The sequence below is a fragment of the Bacillus sp. FSL R10-2201 genome (genome assembly GCF_038008665.1).
GTDB classification, from domain to species: Bacteria; Bacillota; Bacilli; order Bacillales; family Bacillaceae_G; genus Bacillus_A; species Bacillus_A mycoides.
The window spans coordinates 2,964,856-2,983,731 of record NZ_JBBOZP010000001.1; the positions used below are offsets into that span (position 1 = coordinate 2,964,856).

Consider the following 18,876-nt stretch of genomic DNA (forward strand, 5'->3'; position numbering starts at 1 on the left):
TAAGCTTAGCTTGATAGCGATGGGGTAGCACCACATCACAATCAAGCTAAGAAAAGCAAATACCCCAAAACGATAATATTGGCATCTCCCGGTGAAAATGTACAATTTTTTGTGTATCCACTTACCTTTTTTATATTTAAATTATTGGTGTATATGAAAGGAAGTCACCGCTTAACCAAGTGCATTATTCAGTATGTGGAGTAAAATAGCTGGAATAATGGAATTCGTCTTCTTACATAATATCGCCATGAACATCCCACCAATGAAAGTATCTATCATCACACCAACTGAATATGAGTGAGCGATACTGAAAAGAAAACTTGATCCAATTGCGGCAATCCAAAATGGGAAGCGCTCTTGGAACAAGCGTAAGATGATACCGCGGTAGGTTATTTCCTCAACAATGGGTGCAAGTATTGTACTACTGAGAAATAAAAGAATGGGATATTGATCTAGCATTTCTGATTTTAAAGCTACATATTGTTCTTCTCCTGCATGAGGAAATAGTGGTTCAAGAACATATAAATATATAATCCAACTTGCTGCAAGGAAAAGAAGTACATATATATACATATTGATTTTTTTTAACACATGGAAGTTAAAAGCTGGTATGACTAATCTTTTAATGGGATCATATGCGTAAATGAATAACAGTAATACAATTAATCTTCCAAATCTAAACGCCGTATCTCCGACAGATACGTGAAGGGCAGTTGGTTCTTGCATAGTAATAAACTCTGTATAAATCGTAGACGGAATGCCAATAAATACTCCTACGATAATATTCGTCCCCAAAACCGCAAACAGTACAGCCAAAATCCCCCCCCACCATGAAACTGAATACACTTTGTCTTGCGTAAGTTCGGGTTGCATAAAAGAAATTCTCCTATCTTAAATTTAAAATAAAACAATATTTAAATTATATAATTTAAAAAAGGAAAAGTCACTATATTTTAGATATGAAATATACGCTGTTTTCGTAAGAATTGTTGCTATCTTGACCATACTGCTAAAGTGAAGCTTCCGTCAGTGGCGACTTTCTTCAACACTGATGGTTTGTTGAACCAATCGGGGTTTGCTTTCCGTTAATGCGGGATAAAAAGTTGACTTTCAATTTTAAAATTTGAGTTACATGACAAATAATTAAAGCGCGGAAAATCTTCCCACGCTTTTCTAAACATATATTTTATTTTGGAAGATTCAGTTGCCACGAGACACCAAACCGATGGTGTACTTACCCTAACTGGCGTTTAAATGCTTTAAAGTAATTTCTTTCATCTGTAAATAAATGAATTTGTTCGTGTATAGAAGAAAACTCGCTTTCAATCTGTTCTGCATCTTTCCATATCGTAAAGATGTCAAAAAGAAACGTAACATTTTCTTCCTCTTTGTAAATGGTTCTCAATTCTTTAAAATTAGTATAATCTTTATTAAACGTATTAGGCGCAACTGTACCTATCCTTGAGATTTTGCTCGAAGAAATGAAATTAAATAATCTCAGAAATGGTTTATCTAATGTCTTCGAATCATCTAAATAAGGCCATAAGAAATCTGTCCATTCTCTATCTAATGTAAAAGAAAATTCTTTTGCCTTATCGTTATAATCTAGTACTTCTAATAGTTGTTCAAATTGCGCTTTAAAATTTTCAAAATCGCTTAAAGCTCGGCCACGGGCATTCATTTTAATATATAATTCTTCACCTGATCCAATGTTATTTAAATCTTTAAATGTGAAGAAAATTGGACATTCTTTTCCACGTAATACTTCTAATAACCCATCCTTTACTTTATAAAACTCTTTATGAATTTTATCTAGCATTCGAAGCATTCCTTCTACTGTAGGATCAAACTTCCATTTATATTGATACCATTTTTATATTTGCTAAAATCACAAAATATCCCATATTTTCATTATACATAGAATAGAAAAAAAGATATTTTTATTTTGAAATTCCTAAATTAATCAGTATGTTCTTTCCTAAAAAACTCATAAAAAAGGAGTGGCTAAAGCCACTCCTTTTAATCACCTATCCCTGATTTCTCTGTGCCTCTCTAACAGCCCTTCTTCCACAATTAATCGATACACCGTATTTACTAGTGCTTTTGCAGATGCAAGTAACGCTTTATCTCCTAATTCTGAACGCGCCGCATCAATATCTTTAAATAAGCCTGCTTTTACATAAATACGATACGTTTGTGGAACTAAATCAAGCGATAGACGAGTACATTCAGTTTTAAAATTAGACCGATTCCAAAAATGTTTAAACAGCCTCAGCTCCATGGAATATAGAACTAAAGCCGCTTAGGGTGTTTAATTGTATTCCTTATTTTGTTAAAATCCCCCGTTAGTTCCATTCCAAAGGCCTCAGCAAACGATTAACTCAAGTACTGATTTCGGATGACCCCCATGTGATGAAGTTCGTGTCCTGCGATGCCGTACGCGAGGGCGCGCACCGTAATGCTTAGGTTGTTGGCTGTGCCCTTTCGGGTCCACGCCTCCGCCGGTAGCCCGCGCAGCAATGTGATCGTTGATTGCCGTACGGCCCGGTAGTCTTCGGCCAATTGCTCGGTTGTCCAGCTTCCGAAAGGAGGCATGAACAATTCCTGATCGAAACCAGTCAGAGACGTCTGGTCCCCTCTTGCGAACCGAAGCAGGCGGTAGGTCATGACGCGTTCCGCGTCTGCAATGTGGCCCACGACTTCTTTCAGCGTCCATTTTCCTTCCGCATACCGATACGCGTACTGACTTTCGGTCAACGATGCCAGGAGCTCGATCATTTGCTTTTCCTGGGCGAGCAGAATGTCGATGATATTACCGTCCGGCACCAAACGGATATATTCGCCGGAGTCCCCGGCGTATTCTTCTTCTGACGGTCTTTGATTCATGCGTAGTCACCTCTTATATGTAGATATAGAAAATTATAGCACTCGTCTATGTCTAATAAATTCTCGAAATGATAGAACTTTCCTTCTAATAATTGAGGATAAGCAACTATTTAGTTTGTCGGTCGCCACACTATCCTGATTCGTTAGCACAATAAGCAATGCTAATCAATAATGCATAAAAATTACCTATTATACAATATTTCGAAGTTATTAATATATAAAGGTAACACCTTCTTTTTTAATTTAAAGATGGATTTTCAATTATATTTTGAAATGAATCGGAGTAAAACACACTAGTCTAACTACTTTTTTATAAACATCGTAACACTATTCCCCCCCCATATTGCCATCAACTTGAGAAATGTATTCTTCTCAAAAATGAAAATCGACCTAAGATCCTATGGACAACTATGAAAGGATGAAATTTTCGTTTTGGGGATATTTCAGAAGTATAGCTTGATAGGTATGGGGTGGGACCCCTAACAGTACGATTTTATTTCAAAGACACAACGATCTTACTACACACTGTTTATCCCACACACTCATCTGCTAGTATTACTATTTTTTATTACTAATGTTGCCGTTTCACTCGGATGGCTAAGAGGAAAATGATGGCCATATGGAACAAAATCAACCTTACCAAGATGCGATGGAGCAGAATAGCCTCTGTCATAATCCCCCCAAATAATGTGAAGATTATACTTTGTTACTTCATTGAAATCACCTTGATCGTTTTTCAGTAGTAAACTGTTAAGCTGAACCGTAGTATTTAAAATTCTAGGAGAAGTAAAACTGTTACTTATTTTTTCGATATAATGTTCAGGGATGCTCTCCATACTTTCAAACAAACCATTACTTAATAAATAACGCTCTATCAAATTAGTAGTTGCCAATTTTAATGCCCATTTGTTCATAAATTGGGGAACATTTAGCGATTTAGCATTTTTTTTAGCAACAGGTGGCTGAAGTAAAGTGATTGAATACTTCTTATCTATGTACTCTTGTACCAATGCTTCCAGAAGAATAAACGCACCGAATGAATGGCCAATTAGATGTGCACCATTAGTAGCTTTCTCCAATAACTTTTTCACTACATTCAAATAGATATCTAGAAGATTTTTCTCTTGTTTAAAAGGAGAACGTCCCAAACCTGGAAGATCCAAGATCCATACAGGTTGACCAGTTTTTTCATGAAGCTCTTGTGCTAAAGGAAATAAATCCTCTCCATCACTCAATAAACCATGTAATAAAATAAACGGTTTACCCTCTCCTTGTAATTGGTAAAGGGTAGTGTTATCGCATAATGTTCGTTTAAATAAATGATTATGCTGGCCATTTTGATGCATCATTCGATAATCCAAATCAGCTACTACGGCAGGGAAAAATTTCATTACACTCGTCTTCTTAAACCAATCTCCTCCCATAATTTTTTTCGCTGAAACATTTGAAAATTTTCGTTTTGTAATAAAATTCAGTCCATCCGAAGGGATTTTTGTTATTTTACTGACTCCACTATTCATAATTGCTTTCATAAGTGGCATTGGGACAGAGATTTTTGGTGCCCTCATATTCATACTTTCCGACATAATACTTAATAATTCAGCAATGTTCTGATCGTGCTGTTTGTCTTCAACAAGTGTATATGTTTGAATAGTCGGTTGCTCCAATCTGAAAACCTGCACAATAAACTTCGCAAGCTCATCGTTTGCAATAAGTGGTAACCTATATCCCTTACCTCCAGGAATCACTGGCATGAGCCCTCTTCGCATACTCATCACAAGCAAACCTAATCCTGCTATCTGCTCTGTACTCCCTGTTTTACTACTACCGACTACAGTTGGCGGATTAATTACAGAAAGCGGATAACCTACTGCTGATGCCTGGTGACGGATATAAAGATCTGCTAAAAATTTTGTTCTCTCATATGGATTTTTCATTTTCAAATAATTGTGTCCTTCTTTAAACACATCAATTGCAATCTTGCTATTTTTATCATCAAAGGGACTCATATAACCTACAACATGAATAAATTGTTGCAAGCCCTTCAATTGATGAATACTTTTAGCTAATTCACTAATATGTTTGGCGCCATTTAAAAATACGGAAGCTGCCTCTTTACTTGTCACTTGAATATCCATGGGGCCTCCTGCGTGAATAATCACATCCGTTTTCAATATCCTCTCCTTATCTTCAGCACTTAGACCTAAATCTATTTCCGTCAAATCACCTTCAATAAAGTGCATAACTGCCTTTTTTAAGATGCCTCTTTCTTGAAAAATGCGTTTTGCTTTACTTTTCGACCTCACTAAAAGAAGAATTTTAACATCCTCTTTAGCTAATTCTTTCACTAATTGCTTTCCAATAAAGCCTGTTCCACCAATTAAAAATACTGTTCTCATATAAAATCCCCTTTTTAGTACTATTTAGTACTAATTTGATGTAAAAAAAAAGCTTCTTTTATCGAAGCAAGTTAAATAAATGATCTGCTGTTTTCGTGATTACAGTTGCATCCTTCAATGTTTCTGAAATAAATAACGCTCCTTCAAGATTTGTAATAAAAAGTGATGCAACCTCATCAATATTAATCGTATTTCTGAATTCTCCATTCTCTACCCCTTGTTTAAGTAATAGAGAAACTTTCTTTTGTAATTCTGTAAAAAAAAGACCTATTTTTTCTTTTATTTGCGTGGCCTGTGTAGGACTTTGAATATAAAGAGTAATAAATGGACAGCTCCCCTTATACTCTCTCGACTGAACTCCTTGTGATAATTGCTTTAAAAACAGTTGGATACGATCTTCAACTAAAAATTGGTTCTGAGAAAGTACGTCATCAATTGCAGATTGATACATTCCAATCCAATAATCAACGACCCCTTCTAATAATACTTCCTTATTAGAAAAGTGATAATACACATTAGACTTTGAAACTTTGCTTACACGTACTAATTCATCCATACTTGTATAAGCAAACCCTTTTTCTAAAAATAATGTTGCAGCTACTTCAATCACACGTTTTTGATTCATTAATTTTACCTTTGTCATAACTAGAACTATATAGTACTAATTTAAATGTTGCAAGGATTTATGTTAATTTAGAAAAAAGTTTGATTAAAAAAGTTCCACTAACATTGATTTTACTGCAAAAAAATCTTATTTTGAATAAAGTGGAACTGAACCCCGAAATTGTTAATTCACTATCGTCTAATAGGGGTCACCATACATACCCATCAACTTAAGAAAAAGAAATGCCCCCAAAACGAAAAAATGAGCGGCTTCTCAAAATAGCTATCTGTAGAGAAAGAAAATTTTAATTTAGGGGGATATGAAAATATTAGCTTGATGGGTATGAAGTAGTGCCCCTATAAACAAAATCCTCCAGAAACATCTAAAATTTGCCCTGTTACCCAGCGGCTATCAGAAGAAGCAAGGAATGCTACTACATCTGCAATATCTTCAACTTGCCCTATTCGTCCGAACACAGATGAATTCGTAGCAAAATTTCGTATTTCCGGATTATCTAGCAATTTCGCATTTATATCTGTCTTCGTATATCCAGGCATAATTGTATTCACTGTTATACCTCTTTCTCCAAGATGTTTAGCTAGAGGAAGTGTCATCGTATTTAGTGCACCTTTACTTAAACCGTATGCAATGGACCCTGCAAAACCAAGTCTTACTTCAGCTGATGAAATGTTAATAACTCGTCCCTCCGCTCGTAATAACGGTAATGTTTGCTGAATTAAGAAGAACGGTGCTTTAATATTTACAGACATAATTTCATCAAAAACTTCTTCTGTCGTATTTTCAATTGTTCCTTGTGTACCTATCCCTGCATTGTTTACTAAAATATCAATCTCTGATGTACCAACTCTTATTTGTAATTCATTCTTCAATTGTTCTACTATCTTTTTGACACCATCAATTGAATTGAAATCCGCTTCAATTAAGAATGCCTTTCCTCCATTTGATTCAATCTCACTAATTGTTTCATCTGCAGCTGCTTTATTTCGGCCATAGTGAATTGCAACTAATGCACCGTCGTTTGCCAATCTCATCGCAATCGCACGACCAATACCGCGACTCGCCCCTGTTACTAACGCTACTTTCCCATCAAGATTCTTCATTTTTTCCACCCTTCCTAAATTTTCGTTTGATAAATCCTATACTTATATTTTTAAGCAAATACTAATAATTTTAAATATAGATTTATAGGTAATTTAGTTCCTTCACTTATGATATTATAGTTATAATTTACGATTTACTTTAGAAAATAAAAAGGGGGGCTATCCAATGCAAAACGCAGTAAAACTAGATGAAATTGACCATAAAATTATGAACTTGTTGTATGAAAATGCGAGAATTTCTGTTTCAGAAATAGGACGTATTATATCCATGACGCAGCCTGCTGTAAAAGAACGCATTAACAAGCTTGAAGATCAAGGGGTTATAGCTGCTTACCGAACGAAATTTGAGCCTTCCAAAATTAATAAAAACATCCAAGCATTCATTATGTTCAAAACGAGTCAATGCTCTGATTTTATCCAATATTGTAATGCCGCTCCTGAAGTAACAGATTTATATCGAATTAGCGGGGAATTTAATTATATGATGAAAGTCATGAGCGATTCGATGGATTCTCTCGCTGCATTTTTAGACTCTTTAATGCAATTTGGATTATCATCTCCTTTAATTGTTTTAAAGAGTGAATTTGAAGAGAAATTGTCGTTCTGATAAAAGGATACGTATTAACCTCCGCTAACATTAAAAGTTGCTTCTTTGTGAGAGAAATCAAAAAAACAAATGATATAATCTATTTAAAATCAAATGATCAAACACAATTGTTATAGATGGTTAGGAGAAAATTAATGAACGAAAAAATAGGCTATGTTTGTAAATTTTGCGGAGTATTTCACGATGAACTCCCTATATGTTATGGGAATGAGGCTCCCGATTATTTTTACTATATCCCTGAAGAAGAGCTAGAGAGTCGAGTTGAAATGGATGAAGATCTATGTGTAATTGATGATGAATATTTCTTTATGAAAGGTTGTATTGAAATTCCAGTTTTAGATGGAGAGGGACCTTTTATATGGGATGTATGGGTATCTTTAAGTGAAACAAACTTCCAAAAGACGCTTGATTACTGGGAAACGAAAGGAAGAGAAAACGAATTAGAGCCAATGTTTGGTTGGTTATCTACCCAACTTCCTTGTTATCCAGATACAGTAAGTTTAAAAACAATGGTTCATACTAGAGAAATCGGTTACAAACCTTATATTCAACTCGAACTAACAGACCATCCATTATCTATTGAACAAAAAGATGGTATTAAACTAGATCGCATCCAAGAAATTGCTGAAGAAATTTGTTATCAAAATAACGAAGAAATAAATGATTAGTAAATAAAAAAGAACATTGAAAAATCAATGTTCTTTTTTATTGCATTTTCACTTATTAATCAGATTTCTCTTCGAAAAGAGAACACTCAACTGTATTTTAACCACCTACCCCTGATTCCTCTGCTCCTCCCTAAACTCCTCCTTCACCTTTTCTAACAAACCTTCTTCTGTAATTAATCGATACGCCGTATTTGCTAGTGCTTTTGCGGATGTAATTAGCGCTTTATCTCCTAATTCTGAACGTGCCGCTTCTCTAAATTCATTCGTATGTGCAATTAAGTCATCTGGACCGATTTTAATGTACGGATGAATTGTCGGTACGACTTGGCTTACATTTCCTGCATCTGTTGAGCCAATTCCTACTCTTTCTTTACGGTTTACATCTTCACCTAGTAGTTCTAACTCTTCCGCTACAACGTCATTAAATGTTTTTGTTACGAGTAGTTCATCGATTTCATTTTGGAATTGATGAATTTTTACTTTTGTACCTGTTGCTAACGCTGCTCCTTGTGCGATGTTTCTTACTTTCTCTGTTACTTCCGCACATCTTTTTCTCGTTGCTGCGCGGATGAAGAACCTTGCTGCGGCGTAGTCAGGAATAATATTAGGTGCTTTCCCGCCCTCAGTAATAACACCATGAATTCTCACATCTGATGGGAGTTGTTGGCGAAGTGCATTAATACTGTTATACAGCTGGATAATCGCATCTAATGCGTTAATTCCTTCTTCTGGTGAGGCCGCTGCGTGAGCTGTTTTTCCGTAAAAATGAAAATCTAGTGGATCAACTGCTAGTGACGGACTCGTTGGAGCTGTTTTTCCGCTCGGATGAATCATAAGCGCCGCATCAATGTTTTTAAATAAGCCAGCTTTCACATAACTCGATTTTGCGCTACCATTTGGCCCGCCCTCTTCTGCTGGTGTTCCGAACACGACAACTTCTCCGCCGATTTCCTCAAGCGTTTCTGATAACGCGATCGCTGCTGCAACGCTAATTGTTCCGATTAAATTGTGACCACACGCATGACCGAGTCCTGGTAAAGCGTCATACTCAGCTAAAAATGCGATAACTGGTCCTTGTTTCCCGGAACTTTTCCGCGCGATAAATCCTGTTTCATGACCAGCTATATTGTGCTGCAACTGAAATCCTGCGCTTCCTAACAACAAACTTAACGTTCTTGATGCGTAAAACTCTTGGTTACCAATCTCCGGATTCGCATGAATATTTTGACTTGTTTCTATGTACTTTTCCTTATTTCTTTCTATACTCTCTTCAATTGTTTTTCTTTGTGACGTTACTCCTGTCGCTCCCATTTTTCTTCCTCCTTTTATTTCCACGTAAAAAAGCCTCTTTCTAAAAGATAGAAAGAGGCTTCTGTATATACAGTCAAAATGAGCTTCTTTCTTATCTTTCAAGTTACCTTGCTGGAATTGGCACAGTATTCATAAAGAATCCGCTGCCGAGGTGTCATAGGGCCAGTCCCTCAACCTCTCGTGATAAGAATTTTCATAAAATTGTATTAAATTATTTTCATTCTAAGTTCATTCCAGACAAAAGTCAAGGAATTCCTATATGAATTTACCGAATATCTAAAAACCCTTTTAATACGCCAATTGTTTCAGGTGCTTGTAATCTTGCACATATGTACGGAAATTCCATACTACCTTCAAACATCATTTGAGATGTAAGAGGTGCTCCTGCCCAAAAGATTTCATCATCGATTACGATAAACGGGAATGCTTTATTTTGTCTTTGTAACTTTACATTTTTTAACGGAACTGGTCCATCACTATACACTGTTATTTGCGCATTTGTCCGCATTAACGCTTGCCAGACTCGCTTATCCACTTGCTTTGTACTTGGAAGTGAAATAATAATTTTTCGTTTTGCGGCTAAAATATCTTTCAATAACCCTTTCGGCTCTTCAAGATTCATTTCCATAAACCAGCGTAAACGTTTCGAAATTTTCCGCTCCCACAATTGTCTTGATGTCGTGCGATCATATACATCTCCGTGACGTTCTATATGAGCTGTTAATTGTGATAACGCTTGTTTTCTCGAAAGATTTTTACGCATGTAGTGGCAATCTGATAATTGAATGAACTTCCCTCTCGCTCTCGTAACTGCAACGTTGACGAGGCGATGATTTTTATGGTCAAAGAATAACACGCCAGGTCGTTCTTGCGGATAACTATCTACCGTATCAAAAATCATCATATCTCTTTCAGACCCTTGAAACTTATGAACTGTCGCCGCTAAAACTGGTATGTTTTGATATTTCGTTTTCTGCAACATTTCTCTAATGCACGTTGATAAAAAGCGGGACTGTGCCCTGTAAGGCGTAACTACACCGATAGATTGAACACCGTCTAACAATCCAATTAACATCATTTGCATCGCTACTAAACCAGACATAATATTAAAACGAGAACCGGAAGCTGCGTCTTTTAAAGAAAAGGCTCCCATTAAGCTCGTATCAAATAAAACACTCGCCTCATTTGCGAACGGTTGCAGTTTCGCAAGTTCTTTACGCTCTGAAACAGATGGATGATCGTACACTCTATTTTTATAAATAAATGAATTCGTAAACTTCGATATATCCGTATGCATACGTCTTTGCTCCTGCAGCATAAAAAGGTTCGGATGTGCTTCTGATTTATTTACAGAATCAACAATCCCTGCATGATAAAACATATCTTCACCGAGCCATTTTCGAACGAGTTCATGGTTCGCCATCGCAATCGGAGGTAACTGTAAAAAGTCACCACAAACGACAATACGTTTCCCAAGTGAAGCAGCTAATGCGATTTGCGGAACATAAGCCATACTTACTTCATCTACGACAACTAAATCAAATGTACGCTCATAAATAAGTGAATCAATTGCACATTTCGATAAAGTCGCACCGATTACTTTCGCATTTTCAATGTATTCTTTTTCTACTTCTTTAATTTTCGCTTTTTGCTTTCGAAGATCACTTTCAATCTCTTGTATACGCTTCTTATCAGCAGAAGTCGCTTTATATGATAAAATCTTTTCACGAAGATCTTGTCGTGTCTCTTCTAAATAGAGTCTTTCTTCTCCCCAAGATCCATTCGTCGTTTCAACTAACTTCGATGCAAGTAACGTTTCATGATTTCGTATATGTTCATGTTGACTATAACCGTAACGAACAATTTCGCCAGGCGTCCATTTCTTCTTCTTCTCAATTTGCTTCGTTACTTCACTCATTAATACGTCTACTGCCGCATTACTATGAGCTAACACAAGTACCGATTTTCCTTTTTGATAATGAGCCGAAATAATACGTGATAAATTGTACGACTTCCCTGTTCCCGGTGGTCCCCACACGTACGTTGTTGGATTGTAAAAAGAACGATACGCCAATTCATTTTTCGTATTTTTCATCTTTTCAATATGTTTCGGACTGCTCGTCCCATCAACAAGACGCTTTATACGATTACGTTTTAGCTTATCTTTATGTGCCTCTTTCAATCGCTCTTGTAGTTGCTCTAACAATTGCCACGGTTCACTGTATAAAACGGCTTCTCGTATTTCGCCTTGTATATAATCATTTAACTTCAATTCGATTTCTAATCCATGTACAGATAATACTTCCCCTGTCGCTTCCTCACCATCGAACTCAATTCGAATTGGTGAACCTTCAGGTAAGCTTACTTCCGAAATAAGCTGAAATACGTATACTGTACTTTCATAATCTGTATATAAAAAACGACCGTTAATGATAGAGATTTTACTACCACCTATCGTTTTCCAATGTTTAATTTCATATGCTAACGCATAATGCCACTCTTTCATTGTTTCCGATAATGAAGGAGTTTGAGTAGTTGTATTCATCGTATAATCTCCTTCCTTCTCCCCAAACATACTTTCTCACTATACCATATAACACGCTAAAATTTGTAAGGTTTTTATCTTGCTTATTTTCTTAATTTTCAATAATATATTGTATATAATTTTCAGAAAGAAGGAATCTACATGCCAGTTAGAAGAATCGAACACGTTGGACTTATGGTTGCAAACTTAGAAACATCTATTTCATTTTATGAAGAAGTAGTCGGCTTACAGCTCATTAAACGTATGGGGCACCCGAATCCAGACTTAAAACTCGCTTTTTTAGGTGTAGAAGAATCGAAGGAAACGATACTCGAACTCATTGAAGGCTACAACTCTTCTCTTCCGGCAGAAGGAAAAGTACATCACATTTGCTTTAAAGTGGATTCATTAGAGGATGAAATCGAAAGACTAAAGAAACACAAAGTAACCTTTCTACTAGGAGAAGAAATTGAAACATTACCAGATGGAACACGTTACATATTCTTCGCTGGCCCTGACGGAGAGTGGATTGAGTTTTTTGAGACGGAGAGATAAAGTGAAACTTTAATCAGGTGGGTGTCCATTCCTCCTTTTTTATCCCACACCAATCGGGCTTTTGTGGGATAAAAAAGAGCCGGAATTTGGTCTTATCCCTGTCAAGTATACAGTATTAAAAACCCCTTCAACCTGAAGACTCACCTAGATTAAAAAACAATCATTTTGTTAGGAGTAAGGAATGATAAATACAATCTATATTATTGTTTTTTGGATACTTATACTATTCCCAATCCTGTATGTAATCATGATAAAGCATTGGAATATAAAAGTAGTTGCCGTATTTATTGGAAGGATTCTATTAAGTATCGTCTTTTTCTTAAATGGAATGTATGTAGGACTGCAACGAAATTGGGCAGAGCCCCCTATGAAACAGAATGGGATTTCTTTATAAAGTCTTTATTAAATGGAAAAACTGATGCACTTATACACTTGTTACTTCTAATTATTATCGTTACTTTCGGCTTAATAATTATATTTTTTCATAGAAATAAAAAGAAATAGGGTGTTTTCCCTATTTCTTTCTTTACTGGGGTACCGCCCATAACCATCAAGCTAAGAAAAGCGAATACCCCAAAACGAAAAAAATGACCTGAATTCTCATAAATAACTGTTGTAGTGATATAAAATTTTCGTTTTAGGGATACTTCAAAATATTAGCTTGATGAACATGGGGACGAGCCCCTAAAATACAATTCCGCTAGAAATTTCCGCTCTATATTCCCTTTTATTTATGATAGTTGATTAACAACACTTTCCAAAAATTTGTCTACCTCTTCTTTTGATGTATCCGGTGTATGATAACCAATCGTAAATGTAAGTCTCCCATTATAAAAGCTTGCACCCATTGAAAAGAATGGCGCATACATAATGGGTGATGTCATATACCCGTCCTCAGCTTGAACTTCACCAAACTGAATAGGTTCATCAGCGATCACCCCGAAATTTGTCAGTAACGGCAACGCCATCCCCATCTGTAAAGCCTGCTCGTATTGCTGATTATACATTTCCTTCACCACAGATAGCTTCATACCTGCCAGTAGCTCCATTCCTGCTGCTGAAGACAGACCTGGATTTTGAGACTTTATTTTATCCATTGATTGTTTAATTCGAACGAGAGTCTGATTAAATGATTCATTATCCTCCATTTTAATCACTGGCATTTCCATGCCGGATAAGTTGCAAATAGCACCAGTTGTATAATTAGGCAGATATCGACGTAAATCAATTGTTAAACCGATCATTTTTTCTGCGGTGCGAGGTTCTGCATACACAGTGAAATGTGATAAAGCTCGGAAGTAGGCAGTCATGATTACATCATTCAAGGTAGCCTGTTGTGCTTTTGTCCATTGGGTTAGACGTAGAGATTGCTCATGGCTCAACCGCCGTACAGACATTTGAGGGGATTTATTTTTGTTGGGTTGAGATGGAAAAGACCATAACGATGCTTGTTGTTCTTGGCTAGGACGATACGCGCTTTTTATGTCCGATATTCCAGCATATTTGAATACATGTGATTGATCTCGAAAACTCTCATTTCCCTCACCAAATTCCTTCATAATTTGATTCTTAGATTGTCCCAAGGAAAGTTGAGTATAAATTGCTCCAAGCAAATTAATATATTCCTTGACCCCTGCGCCATCTGAACATAGATGAGATAATTTCACAACTAACATATCTGTTGTAGTGCCTCGTAATAATTTTGTTTGAACCATAGGCCCCTGAATACGATCACCGGGTTCCTTAATAAAATCTATTGCCATTATTTCAAGTTCTTGATTATTTCCTTCTGCAAAAAGGCAAATAGGTGAGTTAGTGGCAGATGAATGTTCCTCCCAGTAAGGGATATCATTTTCTACAAACCGGCTGTTCAAAACCGGCTGCAATTGTAACGTTATCCTTACTGATTGTTCAAGTATTTCCTTTGATATACCTACAGGAAAATAAAGAACTGCATTAATTTGTTGATCTGCAGAATAAAGACCTAATACATAATTCATTCGATCTTGAGGTGTTACTGAAAACTTTCTTTGTTCCATAATTCCGTCCCCCTTTTAAGACTTTTTTTGCATAACCTTATTCTCCATATGGTTGTAAATTTTCTTCAAGAGTAAATAATTATTATTTTTTGAACTTTTCACAAAAGTATCTTTTCCGTACTGGTTCCATTCTTTTTACGGCTCTTTGTAGGTGATATAACCATTATTTTATTATTATTAACACTTCCTACCTCCCCTCTTAAAATCAAACGAAAATCTATTTAGTTTATATATATACAAACATTTTACAATGGCGTTTGGTAATTATCAATAAAAACAAATTATTTTTATGTCTGTTAATAAAAAAAATAATATAATACGTTTAGGTGTTACTTCATAATAAAAAGGTTGATGGGCATGGAGGACCACCAACCTTTTATCATATTGCTTTAGATGTTGGTATTCATTATTACATTGTTTACAAATAACTCCTGTTTGCACTTGTATCACCTCATCATTTTCAAACTTCCAAACTAACTAGGTCTTCATAAAGTGAAACTTTAATCAGTGGGGGGTTTTGTCCATCCCCACTGATTATTAGCCTTCGCCAATCGGGCGTTTACAGGCAGCAGGGCTCCCACCTAACTCCTTTGCTCCAGCTGAATTTTGAGGTGGGAGTTTTACTGCCCACAAATAGCGAAAAAAAGGAGCCGGAATTTTGGCCCCTTTTTTCGCAAGTGCAGCAATGGTTTGAAGAACCGTAACCTTCAACCTAAAAATTTACCCAGATTAAAAAACAATCATTTTGTGAGGAGTAGAAAATGATGAATACAGTCTATATTTTTGTTTTTTAGATGAGTGTATTTCTTAACTTGATAGCGATGTAGCTGGCCCCTTTTAGAATAGTAGAGTATAAACGTGAAAAAACTTCTAACAAATTTTGTTAGAAGTTTTTTAAAATACGTGATATTTTATTTATCAATATTTCTTCAGTCTTCATTATTGATTTCTATCGTGCCTGTTCTAGCACTAACCTTTAAAATATTTAATAGATTCTCAGGTGTCTTGATTTCCACTTCATATTCAAATTTAGATTGTGCTAAGTTGTCATCTTCTAATTCGAATTCTTTTTTCACATTAATAATTTCTCCATTTGTATGAGCTAAAGAAATTTCACGAACTTGTTTCTCTGTATAGTTTTCATTCTTTTTCGCATAATTGTAACCCATACCATAATATCCACCAACAATAGCGATACCGATTATTAAAATAGCAATTACACTTATAATTATTTTCTTTTTATGTTTTAACATTTCCATCCACTCCTTAATAATTAATCATTTATTCCAAATCTTGCTTCAATTACATTTTCTGCTTGCTCTAATTGATCTTCAAGTATATCTTGTTCTCTTTCTTGTATTTGATATTGTTCAACAGTTATCGTCCCAGCGTGAAAATCTGCTTCTAGCTGATCATCAGATAGATCTATCTTGTCATCTAATTGGTCAATTTCTTTTTTTGCTGCTAAGTACGTATTTAAGTTATCTTCTTTTGCTCCAACTGGTTTCGTATTATTTGCCTTTTCTACAATAGATGTGACTTCGTTTTTGAAATCTTGTGTTTGCTTAGTATCATTCATAGCAGGCCCTGTTTTGTGTGGTTCGTGTTGTAGTTGCGTACCTTCTTTTTGTGATGTATCGTTTTCTACTTTCAGTTGTTGTATTTCTGTATCGTTATCAGCTTGAGTAGAACAAGCTGTTAAGAATAAACAAGACATTGCTCCAATCATCATCCATTTTCCCATTATGTTCTCCTCCCTTTACATGTGCACCTTATCCATGTCCTTATATTACTGAACAAACATTAAAGGAAGATTAATGTGCCAAAAAATAAAGTGAAACTTTAATCAGTGGGGGTTTTGTCCATCCCCCACTGATTATCAGCCCTCACCAATCGGGCTTTTACGGGCAGCAGGGCTCCCACCTAACTCTCTCGCATTCGCCGAATTTTGAGGTAGGAGTCTTACTGCCCGTTAATGCGGGATAAAATGATATAATTAAATAGTTTCTAATCTTTCTTTAATGTTTCGGAATTATAGTGATACATATAAATAAGAAGAAAAGGAGAATGTTAATGCGAGTTCTTATTGTCGAAGATGAAAAAGACTTACAAAATATATTGGTAAAACGATTAAATGCAGAATATTATAGTGTCGATGGATGTGGGAATGGAGAAGATGCTTTGGATTATATAAGCATGGCTACCTACGATTTGATTGTGCTTGACATTATGATTCCCGGAATAGATGGTTTACAAGTATTACAAAGATTACGTGCGGACAATAATACAACTCCTGTCTTGCTTCTTACAGCTAAAGATACAATTGATGATCGCGTAACAGGACTCGACTTAGGTGCGGACGATTATTTAGTAAAGCCCTTTGCTTTTGATGAGCTGTTAGCAAGAATTCGAGTGTTGATGCGAAGAAAAACAGGAAATACATCTAATGTGTTTGAAATCGCTGACCTAGTGGTGGATTGCAATATGCATAAAGTAACAAGAGGAGATCAAGTTATCAATCTTTCCAGTAAAGAATTTGCTATTTTAGAATATATGATTCGTAATAAAGAAGTTGTGTTGACACGAGATAAAATTGAGCAACATGTGTGGAATTACGACTATGAAGGTGGCTCGAATATTATTGATGTTTACGTCCGCTATCTTCGCAAAAAAATTGATAGCCAGTTTGAAACGAAGTTAATTCATACAGTACGAGGAACTGGTTACGTATTGCGAGTAGAATCATGAAAAGACTATCAATAAAAATGAGAGTGACCCTATGGTATACGGGGCTAGTTGTAATTATTATGGCACTCGTGTTAGCTTTTATTTTAACTTCTTCAGATAAAGTTTTGCTTTTTAATATGAAAAATCAATTGAAGAGCACAGTAAAAGAAAGCATTGAAGATATCGAATATAAGCATGGACAGTTAAAGATTGACGATGAATTTGAAGCCTTAGAAGATGGAGTAAATATCATCATTTATAGTAAACAAGGTGAGCTGCTGGCAGGACATAATCCAACAACCTTTAATAAAAAGGTATCGCTTAAATCCGATGAAATACAAACCATTAAAGACGGTAATAAGGAATGGATAGTATATGATTTTCTCCATAATGTAGGCGGCGATGAGCAAGTCTGGGTTCGTGGCATAATGACCATGAATCAATTATCATCGACCATGAATACGCTTATTGTGGTAACACTCATCTCATTTCCATTACTTATTCTCATTGCAGCAGTGGGAGGATATTTTATTACGCAAAGAGCGTTTCGACCTGTGCAACAAATGAGTGATTCAGCCAGTGAAATTGGTGATGGTAAAGACCTTTCGAAGAGAATTAATTTACAAGGGTCATCGAAAGACGAAATGTATCATTTAGCACAAACCTTTGACAAAATGTTTGAGCGATTGGAGACATCATTTGAAAGTGAAAAACAATTTACATCTGACGCATCTCATGAATTAAGAACACCAACATCTGTTATTATTTCGCAATGCGAATACGCTTTATCGCAGAGGAATAATCCGAAAGAAATGGAAGAATCGTTAGAAGTAATTTTAAGGCAATCGCGTAAAATGTCCGCGTTAATCTCGCAACTCTTATTATTAGCACGAGTTGACCAAGAAAAGCATAATACTTTTCAATTTGAATGTATCAATATGAGTGAATTAACGGAAATCGTTGTAGAAGAGCTTTCATTAATGGTTCAAGAAGCTTCGATTAATATAACAACACATATAGAGGAAGACCTGTTTATTAAAGCAGATCAAACATTGATGATGCGTTTATTAATGAATTTACTAACGAATGCGATTGCTTATAGCAAAGCGAACGGCACTGTGAATATGCAACTGTTCCGGGATGAAACCAACATAATAGGTAAAGTCTCCGATAATGGCATAGGCATCAGCGAGCAACATATTGCGAAAATATGGGACCGCTTCTATCGAGTTGACGCAGCACGAACATCTTCAAACAATGGAAACACAGGTTTAGGATTGTCGATGGTAAAATGGATTATAGAACTACACGGAGGAGAAATTACCGTTAAAAGTGAATTAGGAGAAGGCAGTACTTTTACATTTAAACTACCAATTGAAAACCGAGCATAATGTATGCTCGGTTTTAGCTTTAGAATACAGATTGATTAAAAATC

General features: G+C 35.8%; 17 protein-coding genes, 2 pseudogenes and 1 riboswitch. Of the genes and pseudogenes, 6 read left to right on the top strand and 13 right to left on the bottom strand.

Going from position 1 to position 18,876, the window contains the following annotated elements; all coding sequences use genetic code 11:
* Positions 1–171 precede the first annotated feature (171 nt).
* The 7 genes and pseudogenes from NSQ69_RS15375 to NSQ69_RS15405 form a co-directional block, all read right to left on the bottom strand.
* Complete coding sequence (locus tag NSQ69_RS15375) at positions 172–873, bottom strand: CPBP family intramembrane glutamic endopeptidase (RefSeq protein ID WP_050000580.1); 702 nt, start codon at positions 871–873, stop codon at positions 172–174.
* Between the two features lie 361 nt (positions 874–1,234).
* Positions 1,235–1,819, bottom strand: coding sequence for a hypothetical protein (locus NSQ69_RS15380; RefSeq protein ID WP_050000579.1), 585 nt, complete (start codon positions 1,817–1,819; stop codon positions 1,235–1,237).
* Positions 1,820–2,023: 204 nt separating this feature from the next.
* Positions 2,024–2,152, bottom strand: a pseudogene (locus tag NSQ69_RS27765) (amidohydrolase); the annotation flags it as partial.
* Positions 2,153–2,376: 224 nt separating this feature from the next.
* Positions 2,377–2,886 (bottom strand): DinB family protein, encoded by a 510-nt coding sequence (locus tag NSQ69_RS15390; protein WP_003190006.1) that lies wholly within the window; start codon positions 2,884–2,886, stop codon positions 2,377–2,379.
* Positions 2,887–3,428: 542 nt separating this feature from the next.
* Entirely contained in the window at positions 3,429–5,285 is a 1,857-nt protein-coding gene (locus NSQ69_RS15395) for an alpha/beta fold hydrolase (RefSeq protein ID WP_003190004.1), read from the bottom strand.
* A 58-nt stretch (positions 5,286–5,343) separates the two neighbouring features.
* Entirely contained in the window at positions 5,344–5,910 is a 567-nt protein-coding gene (locus tag NSQ69_RS15400; protein ID WP_002128043.1) for a TetR/AcrR family transcriptional regulator, read from the bottom strand.
* A gap of 335 nt (positions 5,911–6,245) precedes the next feature.
* Positions 6,246–7,010, bottom strand: coding sequence for an SDR family oxidoreductase (locus NSQ69_RS15405; RefSeq protein WP_002168061.1), 765 nt, complete (start codon positions 7,008–7,010; stop codon positions 6,246–6,248).
* Positions 7,011–7,176: 166 nt separating this feature from the next.
* Here NSQ69_RS15405 and NSQ69_RS15410 point away from each other — a divergent pair, with 166 nt between their 5' ends.
* Together NSQ69_RS15410 and NSQ69_RS15415 are read left to right on the top strand one after the other, a co-directional pair.
* Positions 7,177–7,617 carry an Lrp/AsnC family transcriptional regulator gene (locus NSQ69_RS15410; RefSeq protein ID WP_001178569.1) on the top strand — a complete coding sequence of 147 codons (441 nt, stop codon included), beginning with the start codon at positions 7,177–7,179 and terminating at the stop codon, positions 7,615–7,617.
* A 134-nt stretch (positions 7,618–7,751) separates the two neighbouring features.
* Positions 7,752–8,285, top strand: a complete 534-nt coding sequence (locus NSQ69_RS15415; RefSeq protein ID WP_002128048.1) for a DUF2199 domain-containing protein — start codon at positions 7,752–7,754, stop codon at positions 8,283–8,285.
* Between the two features lie 105 nt (positions 8,286–8,390).
* On the opposite strand, the gene NSQ69_RS15420 is transcribed toward NSQ69_RS15415, so the two are convergent.
* Together NSQ69_RS15420 and NSQ69_RS15425 are read right to left on the bottom strand one after the other, a co-directional pair.
* Complete coding sequence (locus tag NSQ69_RS15420) at positions 8,391–9,596, bottom strand: M20 family metallopeptidase (RefSeq protein WP_078203551.1); 1,206 nt, start codon at positions 9,594–9,596, stop codon at positions 8,391–8,393.
* 88 nt (positions 9,597–9,684) lie between these two features.
* Positions 9,685–9,786, bottom strand: a riboswitch (SAM riboswitch).
* A 75-nt stretch (positions 9,787–9,861) separates the two neighbouring features.
* Complete coding sequence (locus tag NSQ69_RS15425) at positions 9,862–12,171, bottom strand: AAA domain-containing protein (protein WP_002128050.1); 2,310 nt, start codon at positions 12,169–12,171, stop codon at positions 9,862–9,864.
* Between the two features lie 111 nt (positions 12,172–12,282).
* On the opposite strand from NSQ69_RS15425, the gene NSQ69_RS15430 reads away from it, so the two are divergent.
* Both NSQ69_RS15430 and NSQ69_RS15435 read left to right on the top strand, forming a co-directional pair.
* Positions 12,283–12,675 carry a VOC family protein gene (locus tag NSQ69_RS15430; protein WP_002185477.1) on the top strand — a complete coding sequence of 131 codons (393 nt, stop codon included), beginning with the start codon at positions 12,283–12,285 and terminating at the stop codon, positions 12,673–12,675.
* 181 nt (positions 12,676–12,856) lie between these two features.
* A pseudogene (locus tag NSQ69_RS15435) lies at positions 12,857–13,179 on the top strand (hypothetical protein).
* A gap of 227 nt (positions 13,180–13,406) precedes the next feature.
* Here the strand turns inward: NSQ69_RS15435 and NSQ69_RS15440 are convergent.
* From NSQ69_RS15440 to NSQ69_RS15455, 4 genes are all read right to left on the bottom strand, one after another.
* On the bottom strand, positions 13,407–14,714 hold the full coding sequence (locus tag NSQ69_RS15440) for a condensation domain-containing protein (protein WP_002165467.1): 1,308 nt from the start codon (positions 14,712–14,714) through the stop codon (positions 13,407–13,409).
* A gap of 537 nt (positions 14,715–15,251) precedes the next feature.
* Entirely contained in the window at positions 15,252–15,425 is a 174-nt protein-coding gene (locus tag NSQ69_RS15445) for an S-layer homology domain-containing protein (RefSeq protein WP_142247142.1), read from the bottom strand.
* 218 nt (positions 15,426–15,643) lie between these two features.
* A complete protein-coding gene (locus NSQ69_RS15450; protein WP_000912126.1) occupies positions 15,644–15,967 on the bottom strand; it encodes a PepSY domain-containing protein in 324 nt (107 codons plus the stop codon).
* A gap of 20 nt (positions 15,968–15,987) precedes the next feature.
* Entirely contained in the window at positions 15,988–16,458 is a 471-nt protein-coding gene (locus NSQ69_RS15455) for a hypothetical protein (protein ID WP_078203552.1), read from the bottom strand.
* Between the two features lie 329 nt (positions 16,459–16,787).
* Between NSQ69_RS15455 and NSQ69_RS15460 the strand changes: the two genes are divergently transcribed.
* Both NSQ69_RS15460 and NSQ69_RS15465 read left to right on the top strand, forming a co-directional pair.
* The gene (locus tag NSQ69_RS15460; protein ID WP_002128055.1) at positions 16,788–17,462 is read left to right on the top strand and encodes a response regulator transcription factor; all 675 of its coding nucleotides are present in this window, start codon (positions 16,788–16,790) and stop codon (positions 17,460–17,462) included.
* A complete protein-coding gene (locus tag NSQ69_RS15465) occupies positions 17,459–18,832 on the top strand; it encodes a sensor histidine kinase (protein ID WP_341099460.1) in 1,374 nt (457 codons plus the stop codon). The genes NSQ69_RS15460 and NSQ69_RS15465 overlap by 4 nt, the downstream gene beginning before the upstream one ends.
* The last annotated feature ends 44 nt before the right edge of the window (positions 18,833–18,876 follow it).

Bases quoted from the DNA above. Each gene is read 5' to 3' on its own strand.
- NSQ69_RS15375 (WP_050000580.1), bottom strand. From the start codon at position 873: ATGCAACCCGAACTTACGCAAGACAAAGTGTATTCAGTTTCATGGTGG.
- NSQ69_RS15380 (WP_050000579.1), bottom strand. From the start codon at position 1,819: ATGCTAGATAAAATTCATAAAGAGTTTTATAAAGTAAAGGATGGGTTA.
- NSQ69_RS15390 (WP_003190006.1), bottom strand. From the start codon at position 2,886: ATGAATCAAAGACCGTCAGAAGAAGAATACGCCGGGGACTCCGGCGAA.
- NSQ69_RS15395 (WP_003190004.1), bottom strand. From the start codon at position 5,285: ATGAGAACAGTATTTTTAATTGGTGGAACAGGCTTTATTGGAAAGCAA.
- NSQ69_RS15400 (WP_002128043.1), bottom strand. From the start codon at position 5,910: ATGAATCAAAAACGTGTGATTGAAGTAGCTGCAACATTATTTTTAGAA.
- NSQ69_RS15405 (WP_002168061.1), bottom strand. From the start codon at position 7,010: ATGAAGAATCTTGATGGGAAAGTAGCGTTAGTAACAGGGGCGAGTCGC.
- NSQ69_RS15410 (WP_001178569.1), top strand. From the start codon at position 7,177: ATGCAAAACGCAGTAAAACTAGATGAAATTGACCATAAAATTATGAAC.
- NSQ69_RS15415 (WP_002128048.1), top strand. From the start codon at position 7,752: ATGAACGAAAAAATAGGCTATGTTTGTAAATTTTGCGGAGTATTTCAC.
- NSQ69_RS15420 (WP_078203551.1), bottom strand. From the start codon at position 9,596: ATGGGAGCGACAGGAGTAACGTCACAAAGAAAAACAATTGAAGAGAGT.
- NSQ69_RS15425 (WP_002128050.1), bottom strand. From the start codon at position 12,171: ATGTTTGGGGAGAAGGAAGGAGATTATACGATGAATACAACTACTCAA.
- NSQ69_RS15430 (WP_002185477.1), top strand. From the start codon at position 12,283: ATGCCAGTTAGAAGAATCGAACACGTTGGACTTATGGTTGCAAACTTA.
- NSQ69_RS15440 (WP_002165467.1), bottom strand. From the start codon at position 14,714: ATGGAACAAAGAAAGTTTTCAGTAACACCTCAAGATCGAATGAATTAT.
- NSQ69_RS15450 (WP_000912126.1), bottom strand. From the start codon at position 15,967: ATGTTAAAACATAAAAAGAAAATAATTATAAGTGTAATTGCTATTTTA.
- NSQ69_RS15455 (WP_078203552.1), bottom strand. From the start codon at position 16,458: ATGGGAAAATGGATGATGATTGGAGCAATGTCTTGTTTATTCTTAACA.
- NSQ69_RS15460 (WP_002128055.1), top strand. From the start codon at position 16,788: ATGCGAGTTCTTATTGTCGAAGATGAAAAAGACTTACAAAATATATTG.
- NSQ69_RS15465 (WP_341099460.1), top strand. From the start codon at position 17,459: ATGAAAAGACTATCAATAAAAATGAGAGTGACCCTATGGTATACGGGG.